The sequence below is a fragment of the Stenotrophomonas sp. SAM-B genome, assembly GCF_013387485.1.
Classification (GTDB): domain Bacteria; phylum Pseudomonadota; class Gammaproteobacteria; order Xanthomonadales; family Xanthomonadaceae; genus Stenotrophomonas; species Stenotrophomonas maltophilia_AA.
This window is the reverse complement of record NZ_JABBXB010000001.1, coordinates 798,539-822,332: the sequence shown is the minus strand read 5'-3', so window position 1 is coordinate 822,332 and position 23,794 is coordinate 798,539. Positions and strand designations below refer to the sequence as shown.

At 68.1% G+C, this 23,794-nt stretch carries 19 protein-coding genes; 3 read left to right on the top strand and 16 right to left on the bottom strand.

What is annotated here, in order from left to right:
- Positions 1-4: 4 nt before the first annotated feature.
- Positions 5-811 carry an MBL fold metallo-hydrolase gene (locus HH110_RS03555; protein WP_176988350.1) on the top strand — a complete coding sequence of 269 codons (807 nt, stop codon included), beginning with the start codon at positions 5-7 and terminating at the stop codon, positions 809-811.
- Positions 812-863: 52 nt separating this feature from the next.
- On the opposite strand, the gene HH110_RS03550 is transcribed toward HH110_RS03555, so the two are convergent.
- The 3 genes from HH110_RS03550 to HH110_RS03540 are packed head-to-tail and all read right to left on the bottom strand — an operon-like array spanning position 864 to position 3,008.
- Entirely contained in the window at positions 864-1,439 is a 576-nt protein-coding gene (locus HH110_RS03550; RefSeq protein WP_176988349.1) for a hypothetical protein, read from the bottom strand.
- Complete coding sequence (locus tag HH110_RS03545) at positions 1,439-2,650, bottom strand: TonB family protein (protein ID WP_176988348.1); 1,212 nt, start codon at positions 2,648-2,650, stop codon at positions 1,439-1,441. Before HH110_RS03545 ends, HH110_RS03550 begins: the two co-directional genes overlap by 1 nt.
- Entirely contained in the window at positions 2,643-3,008 is a 366-nt protein-coding gene (locus HH110_RS03540; protein WP_176988347.1) for a BlaI/MecI/CopY family transcriptional regulator, read from the bottom strand. The genes HH110_RS03545 and HH110_RS03540 overlap by 8 nt, the downstream gene beginning before the upstream one ends.
- Before the next feature lie 214 nt (positions 3,009-3,222).
- Between HH110_RS03540 and HH110_RS03535 the strand changes: the two genes are divergently transcribed.
- Complete coding sequence (locus HH110_RS03535; protein ID WP_176988346.1) at positions 3,223-5,175, top strand: acetyl-CoA hydrolase/transferase C-terminal domain-containing protein; 1,953 nt, start codon at positions 3,223-3,225, stop codon at positions 5,173-5,175.
- A 104-nt stretch (positions 5,176-5,279) separates the two neighbouring features.
- Here the strand turns inward: HH110_RS03535 and tkt are convergent, their stop codons facing one another.
- The 13 genes from tkt to HH110_RS03470 all read right to left on the bottom strand — a co-directional run bounded on the left by tkt (position 5,280) and on the right by HH110_RS03470 (position 20,935).
- Positions 5,280-7,289 (bottom strand): transketolase, encoded by a 2,010-nt coding sequence (tkt, locus tag HH110_RS03530; protein ID WP_176988345.1) that lies wholly within the window; start codon positions 7,287-7,289, stop codon positions 5,280-5,282.
- Between the two features lie 151 nt (positions 7,290-7,440).
- Positions 7,441-8,790: a dicarboxylate/amino acid:cation symporter gene (locus HH110_RS03525; RefSeq protein WP_176988344.1), complete on the bottom strand. Its 1,350-nt coding sequence runs from the start codon at positions 8,788-8,790 to the stop codon at positions 7,441-7,443.
- Positions 8,791-8,857: 67 nt separating this feature from the next.
- The gene (locus HH110_RS03520; protein WP_176988343.1) at positions 8,858-10,561 is read right to left on the bottom strand and encodes a BatD family protein; all 1,704 of its coding nucleotides are present in this window, start codon (positions 10,559-10,561) and stop codon (positions 8,858-8,860) included.
- Positions 10,558-12,309 carry a VWA domain-containing protein gene (locus HH110_RS03515; RefSeq protein ID WP_176988494.1) on the bottom strand — a complete coding sequence of 584 codons (1,752 nt, stop codon included), beginning with the start codon at positions 12,307-12,309 and terminating at the stop codon, positions 10,558-10,560. Before HH110_RS03515 ends, HH110_RS03520 begins: the two co-directional genes overlap by 4 nt.
- Positions 12,306-13,313 (bottom strand): VWA domain-containing protein, encoded by a 1,008-nt coding sequence (locus tag HH110_RS03510; protein WP_176988342.1) that lies wholly within the window; start codon positions 13,311-13,313, stop codon positions 12,306-12,308. Before HH110_RS03510 ends, HH110_RS03515 begins: the two co-directional genes overlap by 4 nt.
- Positions 13,310-13,771, bottom strand: a complete 462-nt coding sequence (locus HH110_RS03505) for a DUF4381 family protein (RefSeq protein WP_176988341.1) — start codon at positions 13,769-13,771, stop codon at positions 13,310-13,312. The genes HH110_RS03510 and HH110_RS03505 overlap by 4 nt, the downstream gene beginning before the upstream one ends.
- Positions 13,768-14,691, bottom strand: a complete 924-nt coding sequence (locus HH110_RS03500; RefSeq protein WP_176988340.1) for a DUF58 domain-containing protein — start codon at positions 14,689-14,691, stop codon at positions 13,768-13,770. The genes HH110_RS03505 and HH110_RS03500 overlap by 4 nt, the downstream gene beginning before the upstream one ends.
- A gap of 5 nt (positions 14,692-14,696) precedes the next feature.
- The gene (locus HH110_RS03495) at positions 14,697-15,719 is read right to left on the bottom strand and encodes a MoxR family ATPase (RefSeq protein WP_176988339.1); all 1,023 of its coding nucleotides are present in this window, start codon (positions 15,717-15,719) and stop codon (positions 14,697-14,699) included.
- 138 nt (positions 15,720-15,857) lie between these two features.
- Entirely contained in the window at positions 15,858-17,846 is a 1,989-nt protein-coding gene (locus HH110_RS03490) for a type IV pilus secretin PilQ (RefSeq protein ID WP_176988338.1), read from the bottom strand.
- Positions 17,847-17,866: 20 nt separating this feature from the next.
- Positions 17,867-18,403 (bottom strand): pilus assembly protein PilP, encoded by a 537-nt coding sequence (locus tag HH110_RS03485; RefSeq protein ID WP_176988337.1) that lies wholly within the window; start codon positions 18,401-18,403, stop codon positions 17,867-17,869.
- The gene (locus tag HH110_RS03480; protein WP_176988336.1) at positions 18,400-19,074 is read right to left on the bottom strand and encodes a type 4a pilus biogenesis protein PilO; all 675 of its coding nucleotides are present in this window, start codon (positions 19,072-19,074) and stop codon (positions 18,400-18,402) included. Before HH110_RS03480 ends, HH110_RS03485 begins: the two co-directional genes overlap by 4 nt.
- Positions 19,071-19,877 carry a PilN domain-containing protein gene (locus HH110_RS03475; protein WP_176988335.1) on the bottom strand — a complete coding sequence of 269 codons (807 nt, stop codon included), beginning with the start codon at positions 19,875-19,877 and terminating at the stop codon, positions 19,071-19,073. The genes HH110_RS03480 and HH110_RS03475 overlap by 4 nt, the downstream gene beginning before the upstream one ends.
- Positions 19,877-20,935, bottom strand: coding sequence for a pilus assembly protein PilM (locus tag HH110_RS03470; protein ID WP_019183880.1), 1,059 nt, complete (start codon positions 20,933-20,935; stop codon positions 19,877-19,879). The genes HH110_RS03475 and HH110_RS03470 overlap by 1 nt, the downstream gene beginning before the upstream one ends.
- 223 nt (positions 20,936-21,158) lie before the next feature.
- Between HH110_RS03470 and HH110_RS03465 the strand changes: the two genes are divergently transcribed.
- Positions 21,159-23,591: a penicillin-binding protein 1A gene (locus tag HH110_RS03465; protein WP_176988334.1), complete on the top strand. Its 2,433-nt coding sequence runs from the start codon at positions 21,159-21,161 to the stop codon at positions 23,589-23,591.
- Positions 23,592-23,794 lie beyond the last annotated feature (203 nt).

Here is a 23,794-nt window from a genome sequence, read left to right as displayed (position 1 = left end):
TACCATGTCATTGCACGTCGCCAGTTTCTTCCACCCGGACAGCCACACCTTCAGCTACGTGGTGCATGACCCGGCGACGTTGCAGGCGGCGGTGATCGACCCCGTGCTGGACTACGACCCGGACACCGATGCACTCGGCGCCGGGCCGCTGCAGCCGTTGCTTGCGCATGTGCGCGGGCATGGCCTAAAGGTGCACTGGCTGCTGGACACCCATGCCCACGCCGACCATGTCAGTGCCGGGCGCTGGCTGAAATCCCAGTGGCCGGACGCGACGCTGGCGATGGGCCAGGGCATCGTGCAGGTCCAGCGCACCTTCGCACCGCGTTACGCGCTCGATGTTCCGACCGACGGCTCGCAGTTCGATCATCTGTTCGCCGATGGCGAGCGCTTCACGCTCGGAGGAATCGAGGCCGAGGTGATCGCGGTGCCGGGACACACGAGTGACAGCGTCGCGTATCGGATCGGCGACGCGCTGTTCACCGGCGACTCGTTGTTCATGCCGGACGGCGGCACCGCCCGCTGCGACTTCCCGGGCGGTGACGCGGCGCAGCTGTACCGCTCGATCCAGCGATTGCTGGCATTGCCGGACGCGACGCGGGTGTTCATCTGCCACGACTACGGCCCGGGCGGCCGCGAAGTCGCCAACCAGACCACCATCGGCGCGCAGCGCACGCACAACATCCACCTGCATGGCGGCATCAGCGAGGCCGAGTTCGTTGCCACCCGCCAGGCGCGTGATGCCACCCTGCCCGAGCCGAAACTGATGCAGCCCTCGGTGAAGGCGAACATCCAGGGCGGCCCGCCGAGGTAGTGCCGGCCGCTGGCCGGCTCCCCTGCAACGTGCGGCCCGTCCGTCGTTTTCCTCAGCGCCCCTGCCGGCGCACCACGTGCTGCCCTTTCACGATCTCGAACGTGAAGCCATACAGCAGGCTCACCGGCACCGGTTCAATGCGCTCGGCGCCTTCGCAGTTGCCCCGATCCGTCGGCACGCGCTGCGGAGGGAAATGACAGACGGCCGCAGGGACAAAGCGCCACATCGCCACCGCTTCCTGGGCAGCCTGCATGAGGGGCGCGTTCTCAGGCGCATTGCCGGCGGCACAGTCGCTGCGATCGCTCACTGGCAGACTGCGTTCGACCTTGCCTTCCGCATCGATCACCAGCTGCAGGCACACCGTCGTCGGTGCCAGCGCGCGGCGCGGATCGCGATCACCGACAACCGGATCAGGCCCCGCATTGAGCTGCGGCATCCGGTAGCCCTCGGTCGGCCCCAGCTGATACGTCTCCACCTTTCCGCTCCCCTGAGCGCCGACGTCCGGATCCAGACGCTGGTGGCCCACGTTCTCGGCGCGGGTGTCCACCGTGGTGATCTGGTCGTGGCCGGCACAGCCTGCCAGGAGGGCCACCGACAGCACGGTCGCTGCCGCGCGCGTCACGCGCATCACGGCGCGGACTCCTCGTCATCCATCGCGAAGGTGACCGGAATCTTCAGCGCCGAGGCCACCGCCTTGCCGTTTCTGATCGCCGGTTCGAAGGTCCACTGCTTCGCGGCAGCGACCGTCGCGTCATCGAACACGCCCGCCGGAGTTGCGTCGAGGACGCGGACGTCGGTCGCCTTGCCGTCCGCATCGACGTCCACCCGGACGACGACCTTGCCGACGATGCGCTGCTCGACGGCGATCTTCGGGTAGGACGGTGGCGGCATTCTGTGGGCAATGGCCGTGCGATCGGCCACCACGGCGCGCCCACCGATCCCGCTCGCGGCCGGGACCGCACTGCCCTGGCCAGCCCAGGCCACGGTCCCCATCCCCACGCACAGCCCGATCACCATCATCTGCCCCGTCAACCACGGCACCGTCCTGCGCTTGTGTTCCTTCAACATCGCAATACGCTCCTTCAACATCGGTTGGCTGCGCCAGTGGCAGGCCATCGGCGCAACCGGGTGGACCAACTGCGCCTTGAGCAGCGCGGTGGCGTAAAGACGGCGCAGGGCCGGATGCGGGTCGACCGTGCGGGCATCGCAGGCCAATTCCTGGTCACGCAGGAACCGGCGCGCGGCCCACGGCAGCAACGGGTGGAACCAGAACACGCAGCGCAGCAGGGCCAGCACAGCGTTTGCCCAAGGATCACCATGACGTCGATGGCTGTGTTCATGGCGCAGGATCAGGTCCTGCTCGGCCGGGCTGAAACGCTGCTCGAAATCAGGACCGACCACGATCCGCGGTCGCCACAGACCGACCAGCGCCGGCAGGCCGGGATCGCCACTGGCCTGCCAGCTGCCATCCCCCCGCGGCTGCAGCGCGCCCAGTGCATGCTCGAAGCGCCGCTGCGCCCGCCAACCGAGGCAGGCCGTCCCCACGGCCCCGAGCAGCCACACCGTCAACAGCAGCAGCGGCCACTGCGAGGTGTCGGTGGGCACGGCCGGCGCGCGCAGGGCCGACGCCATCGCCATGACCGGCGCCGTCTCGGTGATCGGCAGCGGCGGCAGCGGCAGGTACGGGGCGATCAGCATCAGCGGCAACAGCCACCAGCTGCGGTAGGCCAGCGCTGCGCCCCCCAGGCGCAGCAGCAGAGGCCTGGCCGCGGCCAGCACCAGCGTCGCCACCGACAGCCACACGCTGGCCTGCAGTAGTCCATCGAGCAGCTCAGTCATGGTCCATCTCCTGGATCAGCTTTCTGAGCTCGGCGATGTCCTGCGCGCTGAGCTCGCCGCGCTGGCTGAAGTGCGCCACGAGAGGCGCGACGCGACCGTCGAAAACGCGACCGAGGAAGCCTTCACTCTGTTCGGCCACCCAGGCCTGGCGCTGCAGCACCGGCGCGTACAGATAGCGGCGCCCGTCGCGGCTGGCGCTGACCGCCCCCTTGGTCAGCAGCCGGTTGAGCAGGGTCTTGATGGTGGGCTCCGCCCAGTCGCGGCTGGCCAGCGCGGCCACTACCTCGTCGGCGCCCAGCGGATGGCTGCGCCACAGCACCTCCATCACCACGGCTTCGGCCTCACTGATCTGGCTCATCATTTACACCCGTAATCGACAATCCGATTACGCCCGTAATCGAAGGGAGTGTCAACCCTTCGACAGCCGGTTCATGCAGCCGCTGCCAGCATCGGCGCATGCCCCACGGAGCCCTCGATGAGACGCTACCGAAAACTCGATGAAGTCTCGCGTCGCCGTCTGTTCAAACCGGAAATGCTGTAATGACCCGCATGATTTCGCAGGATAGCGCCGCATGACCGAACACCTGACCGACCTGGACGCCGCCGTCGACTGGCTGCTGCAGCGGGTCGATGGCCCCCTGCGCATCGGCGCCCCGCTTGCATTGGGCAAGCCGCACCGGCTGCTCAACGCGCTGTATGCACGCGTGGAAAACGATGCTTCGCGGCCACTGCAGTTGTATACCGCGCTGTCGCTGAATCCGCCGCGCGGGGGTGCGGGGCTGGAGGCACGCTTCATGAAGCCGTTCGCCGAGCGTCATTTCGGCGAGGATTTCCCGCGGCTGGCCTACGCCGATGCGATGGTGCGCGACCAGCTGCCGTCGCATGTGCAGGTGGAAGAGTTCTACATGCAGTCCGGCGCGCTGCTTGGCTCGTCGCAGGCCCAGCGCAGCTACACCAGCCTGAACTACACGCACGCCGCCGACGCGGTGGCGCAGCGCGCGCCGCACGCGATCGTGCAGAAAGTGGCGATGCGCGCGAATGATCGGCGACTGTCGCTGTCATGCAACAACGACATCACCCAGGACACGCTGGATGCGATGGTCGCGCGCGGGTTGCCCCGCCCGTTGATGATCGCCGAGATCGATCCGCAACTGCCCTACCTGGCCGGTTCGGCCACGGTCGACGTGTCGTTCTTCGATCTGGTGATCACGCCACCGGGGCCGTATCCGGCGCTGTTCGGCCTGCCGCGCCAGCCGGTCAGCGATGCCGACTACGCGATCGGCCTGTATGCCAGCACGCTGGTGCGCGATGGCGGCACGCTGCAGATCGGCATCGGTACGCTGGCCGATGCGCTCAGCCATGCACTGGTGCTGCGGCATACCGACAACGCCCGCTACCGGCAGATCCTGCAGGCGCTGGATCCCGGCCTGGCCAGCCACCCGACCGTGCTGGAATGCGGCGGCCTGGAGCCGTTCGAGATCGGCCTGTACGGCTGCAGCGAAATGCTCAACGAGGGCTTCCGCCGGCTGATCCAGACCCGCGTGATCCGGCGCAAGGTGCACGACGATCTGGCGCTGCTGCAGCGGATCGAGAACGGCACCGCCTGGACCACCGATTACGCCACCCTCGAGGCCGAGGGCGAGTACCTGCACGGCGCGTTCTACCTGGGCTCGCCGGAGTTCTACCAGTGGCTGCGCGACCTGCCCGATGACGAGCGCAGCGCGATCGGCATGCGCCGGATCAGCGAGATCAACCAGCTCTACGGCGGCGATGAAACGCTGGAGCGGATGCAGCGACGCGATGCGCGTTTCTTCAACTCCTGCATGATGGCCACCGCACTCGGCGCCGCCGTCTCCGATGCGCTCGAAGACGGCCGCGTGGTCTCCGGCGTGGGCGGCCAGTACAACTTCGTGGCGATGGCGCATGCCCTGCCCGGCGCGCGCAGTGCGCTGATCTTCCGCGCCACCCGCGAGGACAAGGGCACGCTGCAGTCCAACGTGCGCTGGAACTACGGACACACCACGATCCCCCGGCACCTGCGCGATCTCTACATCAACGAGTACGGCATCGCCGACCTGCGCAACATGACCGACGAGGACTGCGTGATCGCGATGGCCGCGATCACCGATGCGCAGTTCCAGGCCGCGTTGCTGGACAAGGCGAAAGCCTCGAAGAAGCTGGCGACCGGTTTCACTCCGTCCGCCGATGGGCAGCGCAACACGGCCGCGGCGGTCAGTGCGTCGCTGGCGCCGTTCCGCCAGTCCGGGCTGCTGCCGGACTATCCGCTGGGCAGCGACTTCACCGAGGTCGAGCAGCACCTGGTCAAGGCGCTGGGCTGGCTGAAGCAGAACACGCAGACGCCGATGGCGAAGCTGCGCACGGTGCTGGCCGCGGTGGCCCAACCTGCCGGCGATGGCGATCAGGCCTATCTGCAGCGGATGGGACTGGAAGCGCCGAAGACGTTCGGCGAACGCATCGAGGCGCGGTTGGTGCGGTTGGGATTGGCGCGCACGGCGGCAGTGTGATGTAGATCCACGCCATGCGTGGATCCACCCCTCAACAAACGAAAAGGCCGGGGATATCCCCGGCCTTTCGTGTTGCAGCGGCCGGGCTGAGCCCGGCGCCGCGATCAGTTCGCCAGCTGCGCCTTGGCCGCGGCCACGACGTGCTCGGCGGTGATGCCGAAGTGCTTGTACAGCGCCTCCGCCGGTGCCGAGGCACCGAAGGTGTCGATACCCACCACCGCACCGTCCAGGCCGACGTACTGGCGCCAGAAACCGGTGACGCCGGCTTCCACGGCCACGCGGTTGCGCACGGCGTTGGGCAGCACGGACTCGCGGTACGCCGCATCCTGGCGCTCGAACACGTCGGTCGACGGCATCGACACCACGCGGGTCTTGATGCCGGCGGCATCCAGTTCCGCCTTGGCGGTCACGGCCAGGCCCACTTCCGAACCGGTGCCGATCAGGATCACGTCCGGCACGCCGCCTTCGGCGTCGGCCAGCACGTAGCCACCGCGCGCGATCTGGGCGACCTGCTCGGTGCTGCGCGGCTGGTGCGGCAGGTTCTGGCGGCTGAACACCAGGCAGCTCGGACCGTCCTTGCGGGTGAGCGCCGACTTCCAGCTGACCGCCGATTCGACCGCATCGCACGGACGCCACACATCGTTGTTCGGGATGTAGCGCAGCGAGGCCAGGTGCTCCACCGGCTGGTGGGTCGGGCCGTCTTCGCCGAGGCCGATCGAATCGTGGGTGTACACGTGGATCGCGTGGGCCGGGATCAGCGCGCTCATGCGCACGCCGTTGCGGGCGTAATCGCTGAATACCAGGAAGGTGGCGTCGAACGGGATGAAACCGCCATGCAGGGCCAGGCCGTTGGCGATCGCGGTCATGCCGAACTCGCGCACGCCGTAATAGACGTAGTTGGCGTTCGGGTCGTCGGTGGCGACCGACTTGCTGGCCTTCCACAGGGTCAGGTTGGAGTGCGCCAGATCGGCCGAACCGCCCACCAGTTCCGGCAGCAGCGGCGCGAACGCTTCGATCGCCAGCTGCGAGGCCTTGCGCGAGGCGATGGTCTGGCCGTCGGCCTGGACCTGGGCGATGTAGGCATCGGCCTTGGCAACGAAGTCGGCCGGCAGCTCGCCGTGCGAACGACGGATCAGCTCATCGGCTTCGGCCGGGTACTGCGCCGCGTACTTGTCGAACTGCTGCTCCCATTCGGCCTGGCGCAGGGTGCCGGTACCGCCGGCACGCCAGCCGGCGTAGATCTCTTCCGGAATCTCGAACGGGCCGTACGGCCAGCCCAGCTGCTTGCGGGTCGCTTCCAGCTCGTCCTTGCCCAGCGGGGCGCCGTGGCTGGATTCCTTGCCGGCCTTGTTCGGCGAGCCGAAACCGATCGTGGTGCGGCAGCAGATCAGGGTCGGCTTGTCGAACTGCGACAGCGCGCTGTCGATGGCGGACTTGATGCTCTCCGGATCGTGGCCATCGACGCCGCGCACCACGTTCCAGCCATAGGCCTCGAAACGCTCGGGGGTGTTGTCGGTGAACCAGCCATCGGTGTTGCCGTCGATGGAGATGTGGTTGTCGTCCCAGAAGCAGACCAGCTTGGACAGGCCCCAGGTGCCGGCCAGCGAGGCGGCTTCATGCGAGATGCCTTCCATCAGGCAGCCATCGCCCAGGAACACCCAGGTGCGGTGGTCGACGATCTCGTGTTCCGGGCGGTTGTAGCGCTGTGCCAGCAGCTTCTCGGCCAGGGCGAAGCCCACGGCATTGGCCAGACCCTGACCCAGCGGACCGGTGGTCGTCTCCACGCCGGGGGTTTCATGGTGTTCCGGATGGCCGGCGGTCTTGCTGCCCAGCTGGCGGAACTGCTTGAGCTGCTCGATCGGCAGGTCGTAGCCGCTCAGGTGCAGCAGCGCGTACTGCAGCATCGAGCCGTGGCCGTTGGACAGCACGAAGCGGTCGCGGTTGAACCACTTCGGATTCTTCGGGTTGTGACGGAGGTAGTCGTTCCAGAGCACTTCGGCGATGTCGGCCATGCCCATCGGCATGCCGGGATGACCGGACTTGGCGGTTTCGACCGCATCAGCGGCGAGGAAGCGGATGGCATTGGCCAACTGGCGGCGGGTAGGCTGCGTCATGGTTCTGTCGGAGTCGGGAGGCTCCCGCGGAGCTGCGGGCAGCCCATTGTCCCACAGGTGATCGGCGGGGTCAGGCCGGAGACAGGCCAGGCCCTTAACGACAACGCCCCGCACAAGGCGGGGCGTCGGGAACCCGCAGGCCTGCGCAGGCTCAGTCGCGCGGGGCCGGAGCGGGTGCCGAGGCCGGGGCCACTGCGGCCACGACCGGGCCCTCGTCCACCTCGCCCTTGGCCACCAGGGTGGTCAGGGCCAGATCGCCGGTCACGTTCAGCGCGGTACGGCACATGTCCAGGAAGTGGTTCACGCCCAGGATCAGGCCGATGCCCAGCGGATTCACGCCGACCATGGCGCAGATCATCGCCACCACCGGCAGCGAGCCGGAGGGCACGCCGGCGGTGCCGATGCCGCCCAGGATGCAGACCGCCATCACCATGATCTGCTGGCCGATGCTCAGGTCCACCCCGAAGAACTGCGCCAGGAAGATCACGGTCACGCCCTCGAACAGCGCGGTGCCGTTCTGGTTGGCGGTCGCACCCACGGTCAGCACGAAGCGCGACACCTTCTGCGGCAGGCCCATCTGGTCGGCCACGCGCAGCGCGGTCGGCAGGGTGGCGTTGCTGGAGGCGGTCGAGAAGGCCATCACGGTGGCTTCCTGGGTATCGCGGAAGAACGCCAGCGGCGAACGGCCGGACAGCCACACGGCGACGCCGTAGGTCACCACCATGTGCAGCCCAAGCGCCAGCACCACCACGCCCACGTAGGCGCCCAGGCGGATGATCAGCTCGAAGCCGAACAGGGCCGCCAGGTTGAACATGAAGCAGGCCACCGCGTACGGGGCCAGCCGGATGACCAGGTTGATCAGGGTCATCGAGATTTCGAAGATGCCTTCGATGGCGCGACGCAGCGGGGCGACCTTCGCCTCATCGGTCAGCACCATGCCGATGCCGAACATCAACGCGAAGAACATCAGCGAGAGGATCGCGCCGTTGCTGGAGGCCGCCTCGACCACGTTGCTCGGCACGATCGACAGCAGCATGTCCATGCCCTTTGGCACGCCATGGATGCCGGCGACGATTTCCTTGCTGCGCTCGGCATTCTCGGTGAGCATCTGCGCGGCCACGACCGGGTCCACGCCCACGCCCGGCTTGAGCACGTTGACCAGCACCAGGCCGATGCCCACGGCGATGCCGGAGAGCAGGATCGTGTAGGCCAGGGTCTTCCAGCCGATGCGGCCGAGGGCGCGGATGTCACCCATCTCCGACACGCCCATGATCAGCGCCGAGAAGATCAGCGGCACGATCAGCATGAAGATCAGATTGAGGAACAGGCCCGAGGCCGGGGTGGTGATGTAATCCATCACCCACTTGGCACCGGTATGCAGGCCGTCGATGCTGCCACCGAGTGCATGGACGGTCAGCCCGAGGACCAGGCCGATGATGAAGCCGATGCCCATTTTCCAGTGCAAAGGCAGTTTCTGCCGGGTCGTTGCGGCCTCAGTCATGGAGCGGCGTTCCTCGAAAAAATGAAATCAGCTTAGCAAAGCCGGCCGCCCTGACCGACACGCCTTTTTATGAATGCGCAGGCGGGTACAACGGCGCGAGACCATTGTCGGTTGCGGCCGCAGACGCCCGCCAGTGCGGTCCGTCATGGAAGGCCCGCCGCAGCGCCTGCCGCGCCTCGCCGACATCGCCGCCCTGCCCGCCCCAGCGGACCTGCTGCATCCGGATCAACGTGTCGCGCTGTTGAGCGTCGTCGAGGCGCTCCAGCACCTGCTCCAGGGTCTGCACACCGCCCATCCCGGCCAGCACGACGATGATCTCGTCGAACCCACCGGCTTCCATGGCCCGGCGCAGGTCGGCGCGGGTGTACGTGCCCGCTGATGGAGCCAAGGACGCCGTGCCCTCGCCGCCCCGCACGACCCGCGGACGAGCGCGTCGGCGCCAGCCCCAGGCGAGGGTCAGCAGCCACAGCACCGCCAGGCCGGCCGACAGCGCGATCCAGCCCCACGGGCGCGCTGCGGCCTGCGTCGGTGCCAGCTGCAGGTCCGGGGAGGCGGCCGCCGGTTCGCCCGGCAGCGCCGAGGTGGTGTCCACCGGCAGGGTCGGCGTGGCGCTGCCGGCCACACCGGCAGTGATCGCCAGCCGCAGGTCCGGCAGGCTGGCCGTGCGCGCCTGGCCGGCCGCCACGTCCCACCACGCCATGCGCAGGCCCGGGACGGTCAGCGACCCGGTCTGGCGCGGCACGATCGCGAAGCGACGGGTCAGCGTGAGCTGCGGCGTGCTGCCATTGAAGGTTTCATCGAACTGCGGCGGCTCGGCGAATACCTGGGCGCCCGGGCCCACGTCGGGCACTGGAAGTTCCGGGAACTGCGCCTTGGTCGCGCCCTCGGCCACGGCCTCCACCACCACGGTGGCCGCTTCACCGGCACGGCCGGTGGTGGGCGCAGCGGTATAGCGCAGGCGCAGCCCATGCAGCGGCAGCCACGGTTGCGGTGCCGAGGCCGGTTGCGCCTGGACCTGCAGGGTGCGCGGCGCGGAGGCCGCGCGCAGGCGGCCATCGCCGCCGAACATGTCATCGAAGAAGCCGCCCGCGCTGCGCCCGTTGAACTGCGCCGCCGGCAGCGCCAGAGGACCGCTGCGCTCGGGGATCAGCAGGAAGCGCCGCTCCACCACGTTGTAGCGGCGGCCGTTGACCTCGCGCACCTGGGTGCGGTCTTCGCCGACGCGCTGCAATGACGCACCGGCAGGCGTATCGAGCACCAATTCACCACTGAGCAGCTGTGCGGCGTAGAACAGGCGCACCACCACGCCGACGCTCTGCTGCACATACGGCGAGGAATCGTCGACCTCGGTTTCCAGGAACACGGCGGCATTGCCCGCGGCCGCCGCCGGCGCGGACGCGGTGCTGGCGCCGACCTGCAGGGTCAGCGGCTGGGTCCGGCTGCTGCCGACCTGCAGCGCCGGAATCTGCAGGGTGCCGACGCGCTTCGGGGTGAGTGCGACGGCATACAGCGCGCGCGAGGTCGTCGCGCCGTTACTCCACTGCATCTGGCGGCTGCTGGTCTGGCTGCTGAGGTCGAAATCGGCCCGCAGCGGCGCGTAGTCCGGTGCACCGCCACCGGCATCGGATTCGATGTTGAGGGTGACCGTGTCGCCGTCGGTGATCTGCTCGCGGTCGAGCCACGCGCGGGTCTGCGCGTGCGCGGCCATGCTCGCGCACAGCAGCAGGGCGAGCCCGGCGCGCAACCAGCGCTGTATCGTGGAATGTGTCATCGCCCTTCCCGTTTCCTGCGTTCGTTTTCCAGCTGGAACTTGGCCCGCAGCAGGCTGCCCGGGTCATCCGGCACGCGGCGCATCCAGGCTTCGACCGCCTGCTGCTGCTCGCGCTGCTGCGGCGTGCCGCTGACCTTGCCCTGCGCCTTGTCGTTGCCGTCGCCCTGCCCCTGGCGCTGCATGGCCTGCTGCATGCGTTCGCGCTGGGCGGCGTCGGCCTCGGCCTGCGCCTGGCTGTCGGCGGCCTGCGGCGGCGACTTCCCGTCCTTGGACTGGCCGTCCTTCGGCTCACCGGACGTGGGCGGCGGTGACTGGCCCTGCTGGCTCTTGTCCTGCGGTGGCGCAGCGTCACCGCTCTGGCCCTGGCCCGGGTTCTTGCCGGGGTCGGACGTGTCGGATGGCGGTTGCTTCCCGTCTTTCTGATCGTTGTTCTGGTCGTTGTTCTGCGGCGGTCTGCGCTTGCGGGCGGCATCGACTGCCGCGCGATTGGCGACCGCATCGGCCATGCCCGGGTGCTTCTTGAGCGCGCGGTCGTAGGCCTCGATGGCGGCATCGTACTGTCCCTGGCGCGCCAGCGCGTTGCCCAGGTTGTACCAGCCGGCATCGGTATCGATGCCCTCGAACTGCTGCTGCGCGGCCTTGAAATCGCCTTTGCGGTACGCATCCACCCCGGTGGACAGGCGTTGCTGATCGAGCTGGTCGGCGCGTTGCCACCATGTGCCTTCGGCGGCGTGCGCCGGCATCGGCATCGCCATCGGCAGCGCTGCGATCATCACCAGCAGCGCCAGGGCCCCGCGCCGACGGAACGCGAACAGCGCCAGCAGCATCAGCGGCGGCAGCAGCCAGAAGCCTTCATCGCGCCAGGTGCGGCCCTGCCCTTCACGGCTGTCATCGGCACTGACGCGCGGGGTCAACACGTCGAGCGCGGCGAGGTCCTTGTCATCGCTGGCCACGCGCGCATAGCGACCGCCACCGCGGCTGGCGACGCTGCGCAGCGAGCCCTCCTCCAGGCGCGCCGGGACGATCTGACCCTCGCGGTTGCGATAGGCCGCGCCCTGCGGCGTACCCAGCCCGAGCACGGAGACCACGAAGCCCTGCGCGCGTGCCGCGGCTGCCGCCTGTTCGGCATCGGCATCGGCGCGGTCGGTGAGCAGGAGGATGTCGCCGCCGCGCGCGCCGGACTGCTGCAGCAACTTGACTGCCGTTTCCAGCGCGCGGTCGGCGCGCTGGCCATCGCGGGGCATCACATCGGGGGCCAACGCATCCAGGTACAGCGCGACATTGGCCATGTCGTCGGTCAATGGCGCCACGGTATAGGCATCGTCGGCGTACACCAGCAGGGCGACTTCGCCACCCTGGCGCTCGCGCAGCAGCGTGGCGAGCTTCGCGCGTGCCTGCAGCAGGCGCGACGGCGGCAGATCCGTCGCGGTGACCCGCGAGGACAGGTCCAGTGCGACCACCAGCGGCGACGGCGTCTGCCACAACGGCTGTGCGACTTGCCGCCATGAGGGGCCGGCCAGCGCCACGATCGCGATGGCCGTGCCCAGCAGCAACAGGAGCAGCCCACCCCAGGCGCGACGGTCGCGGCCTACCAGGAGATGGCGCAGCAGATGCGCATCCACCGTCTGGCGCCAGACATTGGCGCGACGCCGGCGCAGCCACCAGATCGCCACCAGCAGCGGCAGCACGAGCAGCGCCCACAACGCATCGGGACGGATGAAATGCAGGGCGTTCCAGCTTGCGGTCATGTCCAGCGCCTCGGCAACAGCCACGCCAGTCCGGCCAGCAGCAGTGCCAACGCCAGCGGCACTGCGTAACGCTCGATCCGCGGCCGCACTGCCGGCCCGGCCGACCTGACCGGCTCCAGGCGTTCCAGCTCGGCGTAGATGCCGGCAAGCTCATCGGTATTGCGCGCCCGGAAAGAGCGGCCGCCGGTGAGCTCGGCGATCTTGTTCAACGTGGCTTCGTCGACCGGATCTTCGCCGGGCGCGATCTGCACGCCGAACAGGCTGATGCCGCCGTCGCCGCCAAACGCCACGGTGTAGACGCGGACCCCTTCGGCCTGGGCCAGTTCGGCCGCACGCAGCGGTTCGAGCACACCGGCGTTGCTGACGCCGTCGGTCAGCAGGATCAGCACGCGCTGGCCTTCGGGTTGTTCGCGCAGGCGCTTGACCGCCAGCGCGATCGCGTCGCCGATCGCGGTCTCGCGCCCGGCCAGGCCGACCACGCTGTCGCGCAGCTGATCGCGCACGCTGGTGAGGTCGGCGGTCAACGGGGTCAACGTGTAGGCGCGCTCGCCGAAGATCAGCAGGCCGACGCGATCACCGACGCGACGATCAAGGAAGTCGGCAAGCACGGCCTTGGCCGCGGTCAGTCGCTCGACCACCTGGTTGCCGAGCATCATGTCCGCCTCGCTCATGCTGCCTGACACGTCCACCGCGAGCATCATCTGGCGGCCCTGCTGCGGCGGTGTCACCGCGTCACCGAGCTGCTGCGGTCGCGCAGCCGCCACGCACAGGCAGGCCCACGCCAGCCACAGCAGCGCGCGGCCCAGGCGTGGGCCCGCACCGCCCGCGGCAGCGCCCAGCGACTGCAGTTGATCGGCCGCGTAGGGCACGCGCAGTGCGGCGCCCGCGCCGGGCCGTGACGGCCACCAGCGCATCAGGATCGGCAATGGCAGCGCCAGCAGCATCCACGGCCAGGCCAGGCTGTCGAGCCAGCTCAACCACGTCGGCAGGGTGATCGCGATCATCGGCGCCGCTCCGTGAGCAGCGACAGATAACGGCGGCGTGCAAGGACGCGCAGACGCTGCACCGCTTCGGCGTCGGCACTTGGGCGGTAGCTGCCGTCGAGCAGCAGCGCGCCATCGCCATCGGAGAAAGCGCGGCTGTTCTTCTCATCCAGGAAGGCCAGCCATTCACTGCCCTGCAGCCGTTCGGCGCCGGGTTGATGCTGGCGCGCCGCGCGGCGCAGCAGGTCGGCGATCGCCGCGATCTCGGCGACCGGCGAGCCGGCTTGGGTCACCTGGGCATCGAACAACGCCAGCCACCGCTGGCGCGTACGCCGCCGACGCCACTGCCAGGCCCAGATCGCGGCCACCACCAGCGCTAGGGCCGCAAACACCAGCCACCACCCGGGCGCCGGCGGCCACCACGGCGGTGAGGGCGGCAACTGCACATCGCGCAGCGGCAGCGAGGCGGCGGCGCTCATGCCACCACCGCGGTCGGCAGCGGACTCAACCAGCTGTCGCTGGCGTCGTCGGTGGCCACCACATGCACCTGGATGCGGCGCGCGGCCAGACTGTTCTGCAGCGTCTCCAGCGGCGCCACGAACCGCTCGCGCCAGTGCTCGCGCACCGCAGTGCTGCCCAGATCGAGCAGCACGCGACGGCCCTGCGAGAGAAACGGCAGCGCGTCGGCCGGGGGCGCCAGTTCAAGGGGATCGACCAGCAGCATCACCACCACTTCGTGGTGCATGGCCAGCGCGGCCCAGCGCGCACTGCCGATCGTGGCGGCACGCGCCGGATCGGCCAGCACCACCACGCGCGCACCGGGGCGCAGCAGCCGTGCCGCCTGCTCCAGCGCGCGGTCCAGCCCGGCATCCTCGGCGGGCGGTTCGGCGTACCAGCGGGTCAGCGCATCGAGCACGCGCAACACGCCGCGGGTGCCACCGGCCGGTGCGATCGGCGGTTCCTGGGTGCTGCCGCGCACGGCCGCAAGGCGGTCACCCTGGCGCTGCGCCAGCCACGCTGCCACCGCGCCGACGCGCGCGGCCTGTACGGATTTGAAGCGGACCCGGGTGCCGAAATACAGCACCGGATCGGTATCGGCGACCAGCAGCGTCAGCCGCTCGCGTTCGGCCTGGAACAGCTTGGTATGTGCGCGTCCGGTGCGGGCTGTCACACGCCAGTCGATATGCCGCGCGTCATCGCCGGGCACGTAATCCCGGGACTCGGCGTACTCCATGCCGCGTCCGCGTGCGGGCGACGGCGCACTGCCGGCATGACCCAGCCGGCCACGCCGCGCCGGCGGTGCGCGGTGCGCACTGCGGCGCAACGCCACCAGCTCGGCCAGACTCGGCCGCAGGCCATCGCCCTCCAGCGGCGTGGCGCTCTGCGCGGGGGTGTCCATCGCGCTCAGGGCGCCGGCACGCGGGCCAGCAGCTCGGCGACCAGGCGTTCGCCATCCCAGCCTTCGGCGGTGGCTTCATAGCTGGGCAGCACGCGATGGCGCAGCACATCGGGCGCGACGTTGCGCACATCCTCCGGGGTGACGAAGTCGCGCCCGGCCAGCCAGGCGCGCGCCCGCGCACAGCGCTCCAGCGCGATCGAGCCACGCGGGCTGGCGCCCCAGGCGATGCGCCGCGCCAGCGCCGGGTCGTAGCGCGCGGCATCGCGCGAGGCCAGCACGATTTCGATGAGGTAGCGTTCCAGCGCCGGCGCGACATGCAGCGACAGGACCGCCTTGCGGGCGGCGAACACATCGCTCAGCGGCATGCGCGCCGGCGCGGCAGCCGGGGTGGACAGCGCTTCACGGGCGCGCTCGCGCGCCAGCCGCAGGATTTCGGTTTCCGCCTCCGAATCGGGATAGCCGATCCGCACATGCATCAGGAAACGGTCCAGCTGCGCTTCGGGCAGCGGGAAGGTGCCTTCCTGCTCGATCGGATTCTGCGTGGCCATCACCAGGAACAGCGAGGGCAGCGGATAGGTATGGCGGCCCACCGTGACCTGGCGCTCGCCCATGGCTTCGAGCAGGGCCGACTGCACCTTGGCCGGCGCACGATTGATTTCGTCGGCGAGCAGGATCGGATGGAAGATCGGGCCGGGCACGAATTCGAACCGCCCTTCCTGCGGGCGCCAGATCTCGGTGCCGGTCAGGTCGGCCGGCAGCAGGTCCGGGGTGAACTGCACGCGCGAGAAATCCGCATCCAGTCGGGCGGCCAGCGCGCGGATCGCGGTGGTCTTGGCCAGCCCGGGGGCGCCCTCCACCAGCAGGTGGCCATCGGCGAGCAGCGCGGTCAGCAGGCGCTCGACGAGCGCACTCTGGCCGACGATCTCGGATGACAGGCCGTCGCGCAGCGCGCGGAAGGCATCGTGCAGGCGGTCGTGCTCCACCGGAGCGGGCGTCGGGGTATCGGGCATGGGGGGCGGCAGATTCATGGCATCCATGTGACCTCCACGGTGGGCAGAGGTTCCATCGCCATGATGGCAGGACAGTGGCGGTTACGACATCAAGATTGGCTGAACGCAGAAAGGGCCGCACAGGGCGGCCCTTTCTTCACTGCGATACAGCGCCCGTCAGTTGACGGCCGGGGCGTTCCGGGACACGCGCAGCACCTTGGGGGTCACGAACACCAGCAGTTCGGCCTTGTCCTTGTTGCGGCTGCGCTTCTTGAACAGATTGCCCAGGAACGGCACGTCGCCCAGGAACGGCACCTTGTTGACGCTGTTCCGGTCGGTGAACTCATACACGCCGCCGATAACAACGGTCTGTCCATCATCGACCAGCACGGCAGTGTTCACTTCACGGCGGTTGATGGTGGGCACGGTGCCATAGCCATCGAGGACGATGTAGCTTTCCACTTCGTCCTTCTTGACCGCCATGTTCAGGAACACGCGGTTGTCGTTGGTGATGGTCGGGGTGACCTTCAACTCCAACACCACTTCCTTGAACTGCACGTTGGCCTGGGCCACGCCGCCGGCACCGCCACCACTGATGGTGACGTAGCCGATTTCCTTACCCTGCTTGATCACCGCTTCGCGCTGGTTGGTGGTCACCACGCGCGGGTTGGAGATCACTTCGCCGCGCGATTCTTCCTGCATCGCTGACAGCTCGACGTCCAGCAGATAGCCGGCATTGAGGATCGACAGCGCCAGCGAGCCGGGGCTCTTGAGCGCGTCGACCGGCAGGTTCCAGTTCAGCCCGCTGTTGATCGTGGACGGCGCACGGACCGGGATCGACCCGGTGCGGCCACCGGCCACCCAGTCGTTGATCGCCTTCTGGTACGCGAAATCCTTGTCCGCACGATCGTTGATGTTCTTGCCGTTCTGGCCCAGGTCGCCGCTGAAGTACACGTTGTCGCGGCTGCCACTGATGCCGAACTTTGCGCCAAGCTCGCGCGCGAAAGTATCAGTGGCGATTACGATGCGGCTCTCGATCAGCACCTGGTCGACCGGGCGATCGATCACATTGATCAGTTCACGCATCCGCGCGATCTTCTTCGGGATGTCGCTGATCATCAATGTATTGGTGCGCTCATCCGCCACGATGCGGCCGCGCGAGGACAGGAACCCGCTTTCTTCCTGCGAGTTGCTGCCACCGCCATTGCCGCCGCTGCCCCCGTTGCCGCCGCCGATGCCCTTGGCTTCGGTCAGGGCTTTGAAGATCACTGCGGCATTGTGGTAGTTGATCTGGATGTAGTCGGTGACCAGATCCTCGCGGTTCTCGATCGCGATGCGAGCGTCTTCCTTGTCCTGCTCGAACTTGGCCAGCTCCGGTTGCGGCGCGACCCAGATCACGCCGCCATCGCGGCGCTTGTCCAGGCCTTTGGCCCGCAGCACGATATCCAGCGCCTGGTCCCACGGCACGTTGATCAGGCGCAGGGTCACGTTGCCCTGCACACTGTCGGACGCGACCACGTTGAGGTTGGATTCCTCGGCGACCAGCTGCAGCACGGTGCGTACCGGCACATCCTGGAAGTTGAAGGTCACCGGCTTGCCGCTGTAGCCGCGCTGGGCGACGGACGCCGCCGCCTGGCTCACGGTCGTAGCCGTAATCGCACCGGTCGCCGGGGTGCCCTGCCGCGGGCTGATCTCGACCACGTATTCGTTGCCGCTCTGGTAGGCCAGCGACTCGAAGGCCGTGTTGGTGCTGAGCACCAACTGAGTGCCACCACCAGACGGCTTGGCGTCGATACGCTGCACCGGCGTGGCGAAGTCGGTCACGTTGATCGGCTTCTGCAGGTTCTCCGGCAGGCGTGCGTTACCGACGTCGATGACGACGCTGTTGCCCTGGCTGCGCAGGTCCGGGCTGGCGCCCTGACCGTCGAACTGCAGGATCAACCGGCCGGCGCCATCGTCACCGCGCTTGAAATCGATCTTGGACACCGACAGCGAGGCTGGTGCGGTCGCCGGGGCGGTGGAGACCACCGGTTTCGGCACGGCGCCGCTGGGCGTAGCCGCCATCAGCGTGCCGTTGGCCACCATGAGCGCGACTCCCAGCGCGCACAGGTGGAGCAACTTCTGGCGCCGGACGGAACGCAGCCGCAGGGCGTTGGAAAAGGTCATCGTGCTATCCCCATAATCATTCATTGATCTTCAAGCGCGAGCGTTGCCGGCCGTTCCAGCCAGCCACCCGCGCCATCCGGCACCAGTTCAATCAGCTCAATCCGGTCCTCGAAGACCCCGGTCACCCGCCCGTCGCTCTGCCCCAGATAGACGCCCGGACGCACCCGATAGGTGACCTTGTCCGGCGCCATCACCAGCACGACGAGTCCGCCCCCACGGCCGATCGAACCCACCATGTCCAGGCTGTCCAGCGGGAAATCCTCCAGCGGCTCCTTGCGGCGGTTCGGATCCGGACGCAGCCCCGATCCCCCTTGCGGATTGGTCCAGGCGTCGGTAAACGGGTCGCGCATCCCCTGCGCGGAATATTCAAACGTCTCGAACTGCTGCATCACCGGCAGCGGCTCGAGCGGCGGTGCCGGACGTGCACGCACGTCGGCCACCCACTTTTCCAGGTTCGGTGCGTCGCCGGGGGTGCTGGTCACACCGCGGGCGCAACCGGCCAGCAGCAGCACCATGAACAGGCCGGATACCCGTGCGGTCGAGGTCAGGCGGCTCATTTCCGACCTCCCTTGGCGGCCTTTTCCTGCTCGGCGGCAGCCTTCTCCTGGGCCTCCATCTCCACGTCGTCCAGGTAACGGTACGTCTTGACCGTTCCGGACAACTCCAGCGCACCGCTGCGGGCGGTGATGCCGGTCTTGGGATCCTTAGGCTTCAGGTTGATGTCGTGCATGGTCAGGATGACCACGCGCGGCAGCGAGGCGACGCCACTGACGAACGCACCAAACTGGTGGTAACTGCCCACCATGCGCAGGGCGATCGGCTTCTCGGCGTAGAACTCCTTGGGCTGCTCCGCACCAGGCTGGAACAGCTCGTTGGACAGGCCGCTGGACAACGCGGTCTGCGAGATGTCGATGATCAGGTCCGGCATCTCGGTCTTGCTGGGCAGCTGGCGCAGCATCTGCTGCAGCACCTGCTCCATCTGGGTCAGCTGCTGCTTGAGCGGTTCCAGGTTGACCGCACGACCTTGTTCCTTTTCGAACTCGGCGCGCAGCTCGGTTTCCTTGCTCACCAGCGACGAAAGCTCATCGCGCTTGCCGCTGATCAGCAGGAACCAAGCCATGATCATGATGAACAGCGCCAGCAGCACGCAGAACACGACCTTGGCCTGCTGCGGCCAGTTGCCGATGTTGTTGAAGTCCAGCTCTTTGAGATTGATCTTCTGGCTCATTGCTGGCTCCCCTCCTGCCCGTTGGCAGGAGCCGGCGGAGATGCAGGCGGCACGATCCGGCTGGCTGCGGGCTTGGCCGGATCGGCGGCGTCGGGCGAGGCCGGTGGGGCCGGCGACGGTGCCGGCGACAGCGGGACAACCGGCGCCACCGGGGGCGTACCCGGCGGTGCGGGATCGGCGGCTGGCTCGATCACGCTCCCATCGGCGGCGACCGCGTCGCTCTGCGCCGGCAGGTTTACCTTCACCACGAACATGTACGGCAAGGACTTGATGTCCAGCAATGGGCCGGTCGCAGTGGACGTTTTTTCCTTGTCCGGCGCCTTGGCTTCGATGATCGACAGCTCCGGGTTGGTCATCCAGCCCGAGCTTTCCAGGTTGCGCATGTAGGCACTGACGCGCGCATTGGACTGGGTGCGACCTTCCAGGGTCAGCACGTCGCCCTCCTGCTTGAGCGTGGTCAGCACCACCCCGTCGGGGATCGTCCGCACCAGCGCATCGAACAGATGCACCATCTGCGAGCGCTTGGCCTGCAGTTCCTCGATCACGGCCTTGCGCGCCAGCAGGCGATCCTTCTGGCGGTCCAGGCGCTCGATCTCCTTGTTCTGCTCCTTGACCTTGTCGATCTCGGCCTGCAGGAAGGTGTTGCGATCGCCCTGTCCGCTGACCTGGCGGTCGTAGTAGAACCAGATCAACAGCGACAGCAGCAGGCCGCCGATGGCGGCCGCACCGAGCATGGCGTAGAAGTCGCGCTGGCGTTGCTTGCGCCGCTCGGCGCGCCAGGGCAATAAATTGATGCGCGCCATCAGTCAAAGCTCCTCAGGGCCAGACCAGTGGCGATCATCAGCGCCGGGGCATCCTGGGCCAGGGCGTGTGCCTGCACCTTCGGGCCCAGCGTCATCTGTGCCAGCGGGTTGGCCACCACGGTAGCCACGCCCAGCTGCTCTTCCACCATGTCCGGCAGGCCGGTCAGGGCCGCGCAACCGCCGGCGAGCACGATGTGGTCGACCCGGTTGAACTCGCTGCCCGCATAGAAGAACTGCAGCAGGCGGCTGATCTGCTGGACCGTCGCCTCCTTGAACGGCTCCAGCACTTCCATCTCGTAGCTTTCCGGCAGTCCGCCCTGGCGCTTGGCCAGGCCGGCCTCTTCGTAGGTCAGCCCGTACCGGCGCATCACTTCGTCGGTCAGCTGCTTGCCGCCGAACACCTGTTCGCGGCTGTACAGGCTGCGCCCGCCGCGCAGGACGTTCAGGGTGGTCATGGTGGCGCCGATGTCCACCAGCGCGACCACGCCATCACTGGCCACCGGCAGCTCGCTGGCGACCAGGGCGAAGGCGTTCTCGACCGCGAAGGCCTCCACGTCCATCACCCGCGCCACCAGCCCGCCCAGCTCCAGCGCCGACTGGCGCAGCTCGACGTTCTCCGACCGCGAGGCGGCCAACAGCACTTGGACCATTTCCGGATTGTTCGGAATCGCACCCAGCACTTCGAAATCGAGGTTCACTTCCTCGATCGGGTACGGGATGTAATTGACCGCCTCGAGCTCGACCTGGGCTTCCATGTCGTTCTCGTCCAGATCGGCGGGCATCGGGATCAGCTTGGTGATCACGGCCGAGCCGGCCACGGCGGCGGCGGCATGCCGAGCCTTGGTTCCGGAGCGGTTCACGGCGCGTCGAATGGCCTCCCCGACCGCTTCGACCTCCACGATGTTCTTCTCCACCACCGCATTCGGCGGAAGTGGTTCCACGGCGTAATGTTCCACGCGAAAACGATTGCCGCTGCGGGATAGCTGCAACAGCTTTACTGCAGTCGAGCTGATATCGACGCCGATAAGAGGCGACTGGCTTTTTGGGATAAGCCCCACGGTTTCTCCCCTGCCGATGGGCACTTGGACGCAGAACCTGCGACCGCGCATTAATAACGTTTTTTTTGCAAATCGCAACCGTCAAGCTGTAAAACGAGCACCAGTGCTCGTTTCACGCGTCCCCAGACGGTGATCGACTGCTCTCCCCAGGAACAACCCCAGCCGTTCCCTTGCGTAATCTATACTCTGCGACCACGAAATTCGCAATCGGAATCTGTCACTGATGACACGTCTTCGCCGTTGGCTGCGCTGGATGCTGGTCGCGTTCCTGGTCCTGGCATTGATCGGCGCCGCGGTTGCCGGTGGCCTGTACTACGCCGTCTCCTCCAAGCTCCCGGACGTGCAGACCCTGCGCGACGTGGAGATGCAGGAGCCCATGTACGTCTATGCCAGCGATGGCAAGCTGATGGCGGTGTTCGGCGAGACCCGGCGCACTCCCATCACCATGAAGGACGTCCCCGAGCGCCTCAAGCAGGCCTTCCTGGCCACCGAGGACGCGCGCTTCTACGAGCACGGCGGCGTGGACTACAAGGGCATCGGCCGCGCGGTCTGGCTGCTGGCCACCACCAACGACAAGCGCGTGCCCGGCGGTTCGACCATCACCCAGCAGGTCGCCCGCCAGTTCTTCCTGAGCTCGGAGTACAGCTACACCCGCAAGCTGGCCGAGATCCTGCTGGCGCGCAAGATCGAGAGCGAGCTGAGCAAGGACGAGATCTTCGAGCTGTACCTCAACAAGAGCTTCTTCGGCAACCGCGCCTATGGCGTGGCCGCCGCGGCCGAGTTCTATTACGGCAAGAAGCTGGGCGAGCTGGACCTCGACGAGATGGCCTCGCTGGCCGGCATCCCCAAGTTCCCCTCCTCCGGCAACCCGATCAGCAACCCCGAGCGCGCCCGCGAGCGCCGCGACTACTATGTGCTGCAGCGCATGGCCAGCCTGGGCTTCATCTCCCAGGCCGAGGCCGACGCGGCCAAGGCCGTGCCGATGCACGCCACCGCACATGAGCCGCCGCTGCAGGTGGAAGCCCCCTACGTGGCCGAACTGGTCCGCCAGGAAATGATCGCCCGCTTCGGCGGCGACGTGGTCAACAAGGGCTACCACGTGACCACCACGATCAACGCCGAGCTGCAGACCGCGGCCAACCTGTCGGTGCGCGATGGCCTGCTGGCCTACGACCACCGCCACGGCTGGCACGGCGTGGAGCAGCACGTGGAGGTCCCGGCCGACGCCGATGCCGCCGCGCTGGCCACCAAGCTGTCCGGCATTCCCGCACAGACCGGCCTGCTGCCGGCGATCGTGGCTGCGACCGCCGCCGATGGCAGCGCGACCGTGGTGCTGGGCAACCGCAGCGAAGTGGTGCTGCCCGCCAGCGCCGCCCGCTGGACCAACAAGACCCCGGCCAAGCTGGTGACCCGCGGCGATATCGTGCGCGTGCGGGCCGGCGAGAAGGAGGGCGAGTGGCTGCTCGACCAGATCCCGCGCGGCCAGGCCGCTCTGGTTTCGCTGGACGCGGAAAACGGCGCATTGAGGGCGCTGGTCGGCGGCTTCAGCTTCTCCGGCAACAAGTTCAACCGTGCCACCCAGGCCCGCCGCCAGCCGGGCTCGAGCTTCAAGCCGTTCATCTATGCGGCCGCCTTCGACAAGGGCTTCAACCCGGCCTCCATCGTGCTCGACGCCCCGGTCGTGTTCCGCGACCGCCGCGGCAAGACCTGGTCGCCGCAGAACGACGGCGGCGGCTTCCGTGGCCCGATGCGCCTGCGTGAAGCGCTGGTGCAGTCGCGCAACCTGGTCTCGGTGCGCCTGCTCGATGGCATGGGCGTGGATTACGCGCGCAAGTACATCAGCGAGTTCGGCTTCGCCGAGGCCGAGCTGCCGCCGAACCTGTCGATGTCGCTGGGCACCGCCTCGCTGACCCCGCTCTCGGTGGCGCGCGGCTATGCCGTGTTCGCCAACGGCGGCTCGCGCGTGGACACCTGGCTGATCGACCGGGTCACCGACCGCGATGGCGTGGAAGTGTTCAAGGAAAACCCGGCCATCGCCTGCCGCGATTGCGCCGGCACCAGCGGCATGCCGGTCAGCCAGGTCGTGGACGGCTTCAACTTCGGCTCCGCGCCCGCGGCCAACGCCGCACCGGCCAAGCCGCAGCAGGCCGCCGCCACGGCCGCCGTGGAAGAAGCCCCGGCCCCGGTCAACCCGGACGCCAAGGTCGCCCCGCGCGCGATCGATGCCCGCACGGCGTACCAGCTCAACTCGATGATGCGCGACGTGGTCCAGCGCGGTACCGGTACGGCGGCCAAGGTGCTCGGCCGCGAAGACGTGGGCGGCAAGACCGGCTCGACCAACGATCACCGCGATGCCTGGTTCTCCGGTTTCGGTGGCCCGTACGCGACCACCGTGTGGGTGGGCCGCGACGACTTCCGCTCGCTCGGCTACCGCGAGTATGGCGGCCGCGCCGCCCTGCCGATCTGGATCGAGTACATGCGCGTCGCGCTGAAGGACACCCCGATCGCGCAGAACGAGCCGCCGTCGGGCATGGTCCAGGCCACGCTCAACGGCGCGACCGAGTGGGTCAAGGTGGAGGACATGGAGAAGCTGGAGGAGTACGACTTCAACAGCCACACCCCGCAGGCCGACGACGCCGCGTTCGATATCTTCTGACCGCGTGCGCCGGGTACGCCCGGCGCCGCGATGGAACACAGGCCGGGCACTGCCCGGCCTTTTTTTGTTCGCCCCCCCTCCTGCGTATCGTCCGCCCCACCGCCCCGGTAGAGCCACCCCATGGGTGGCTGCACGCATCCCTGATCGCAGGCACAGCCACGCATGGCGTGGCTCTACCCGCCTGTCACATCGCCGGTGTACAT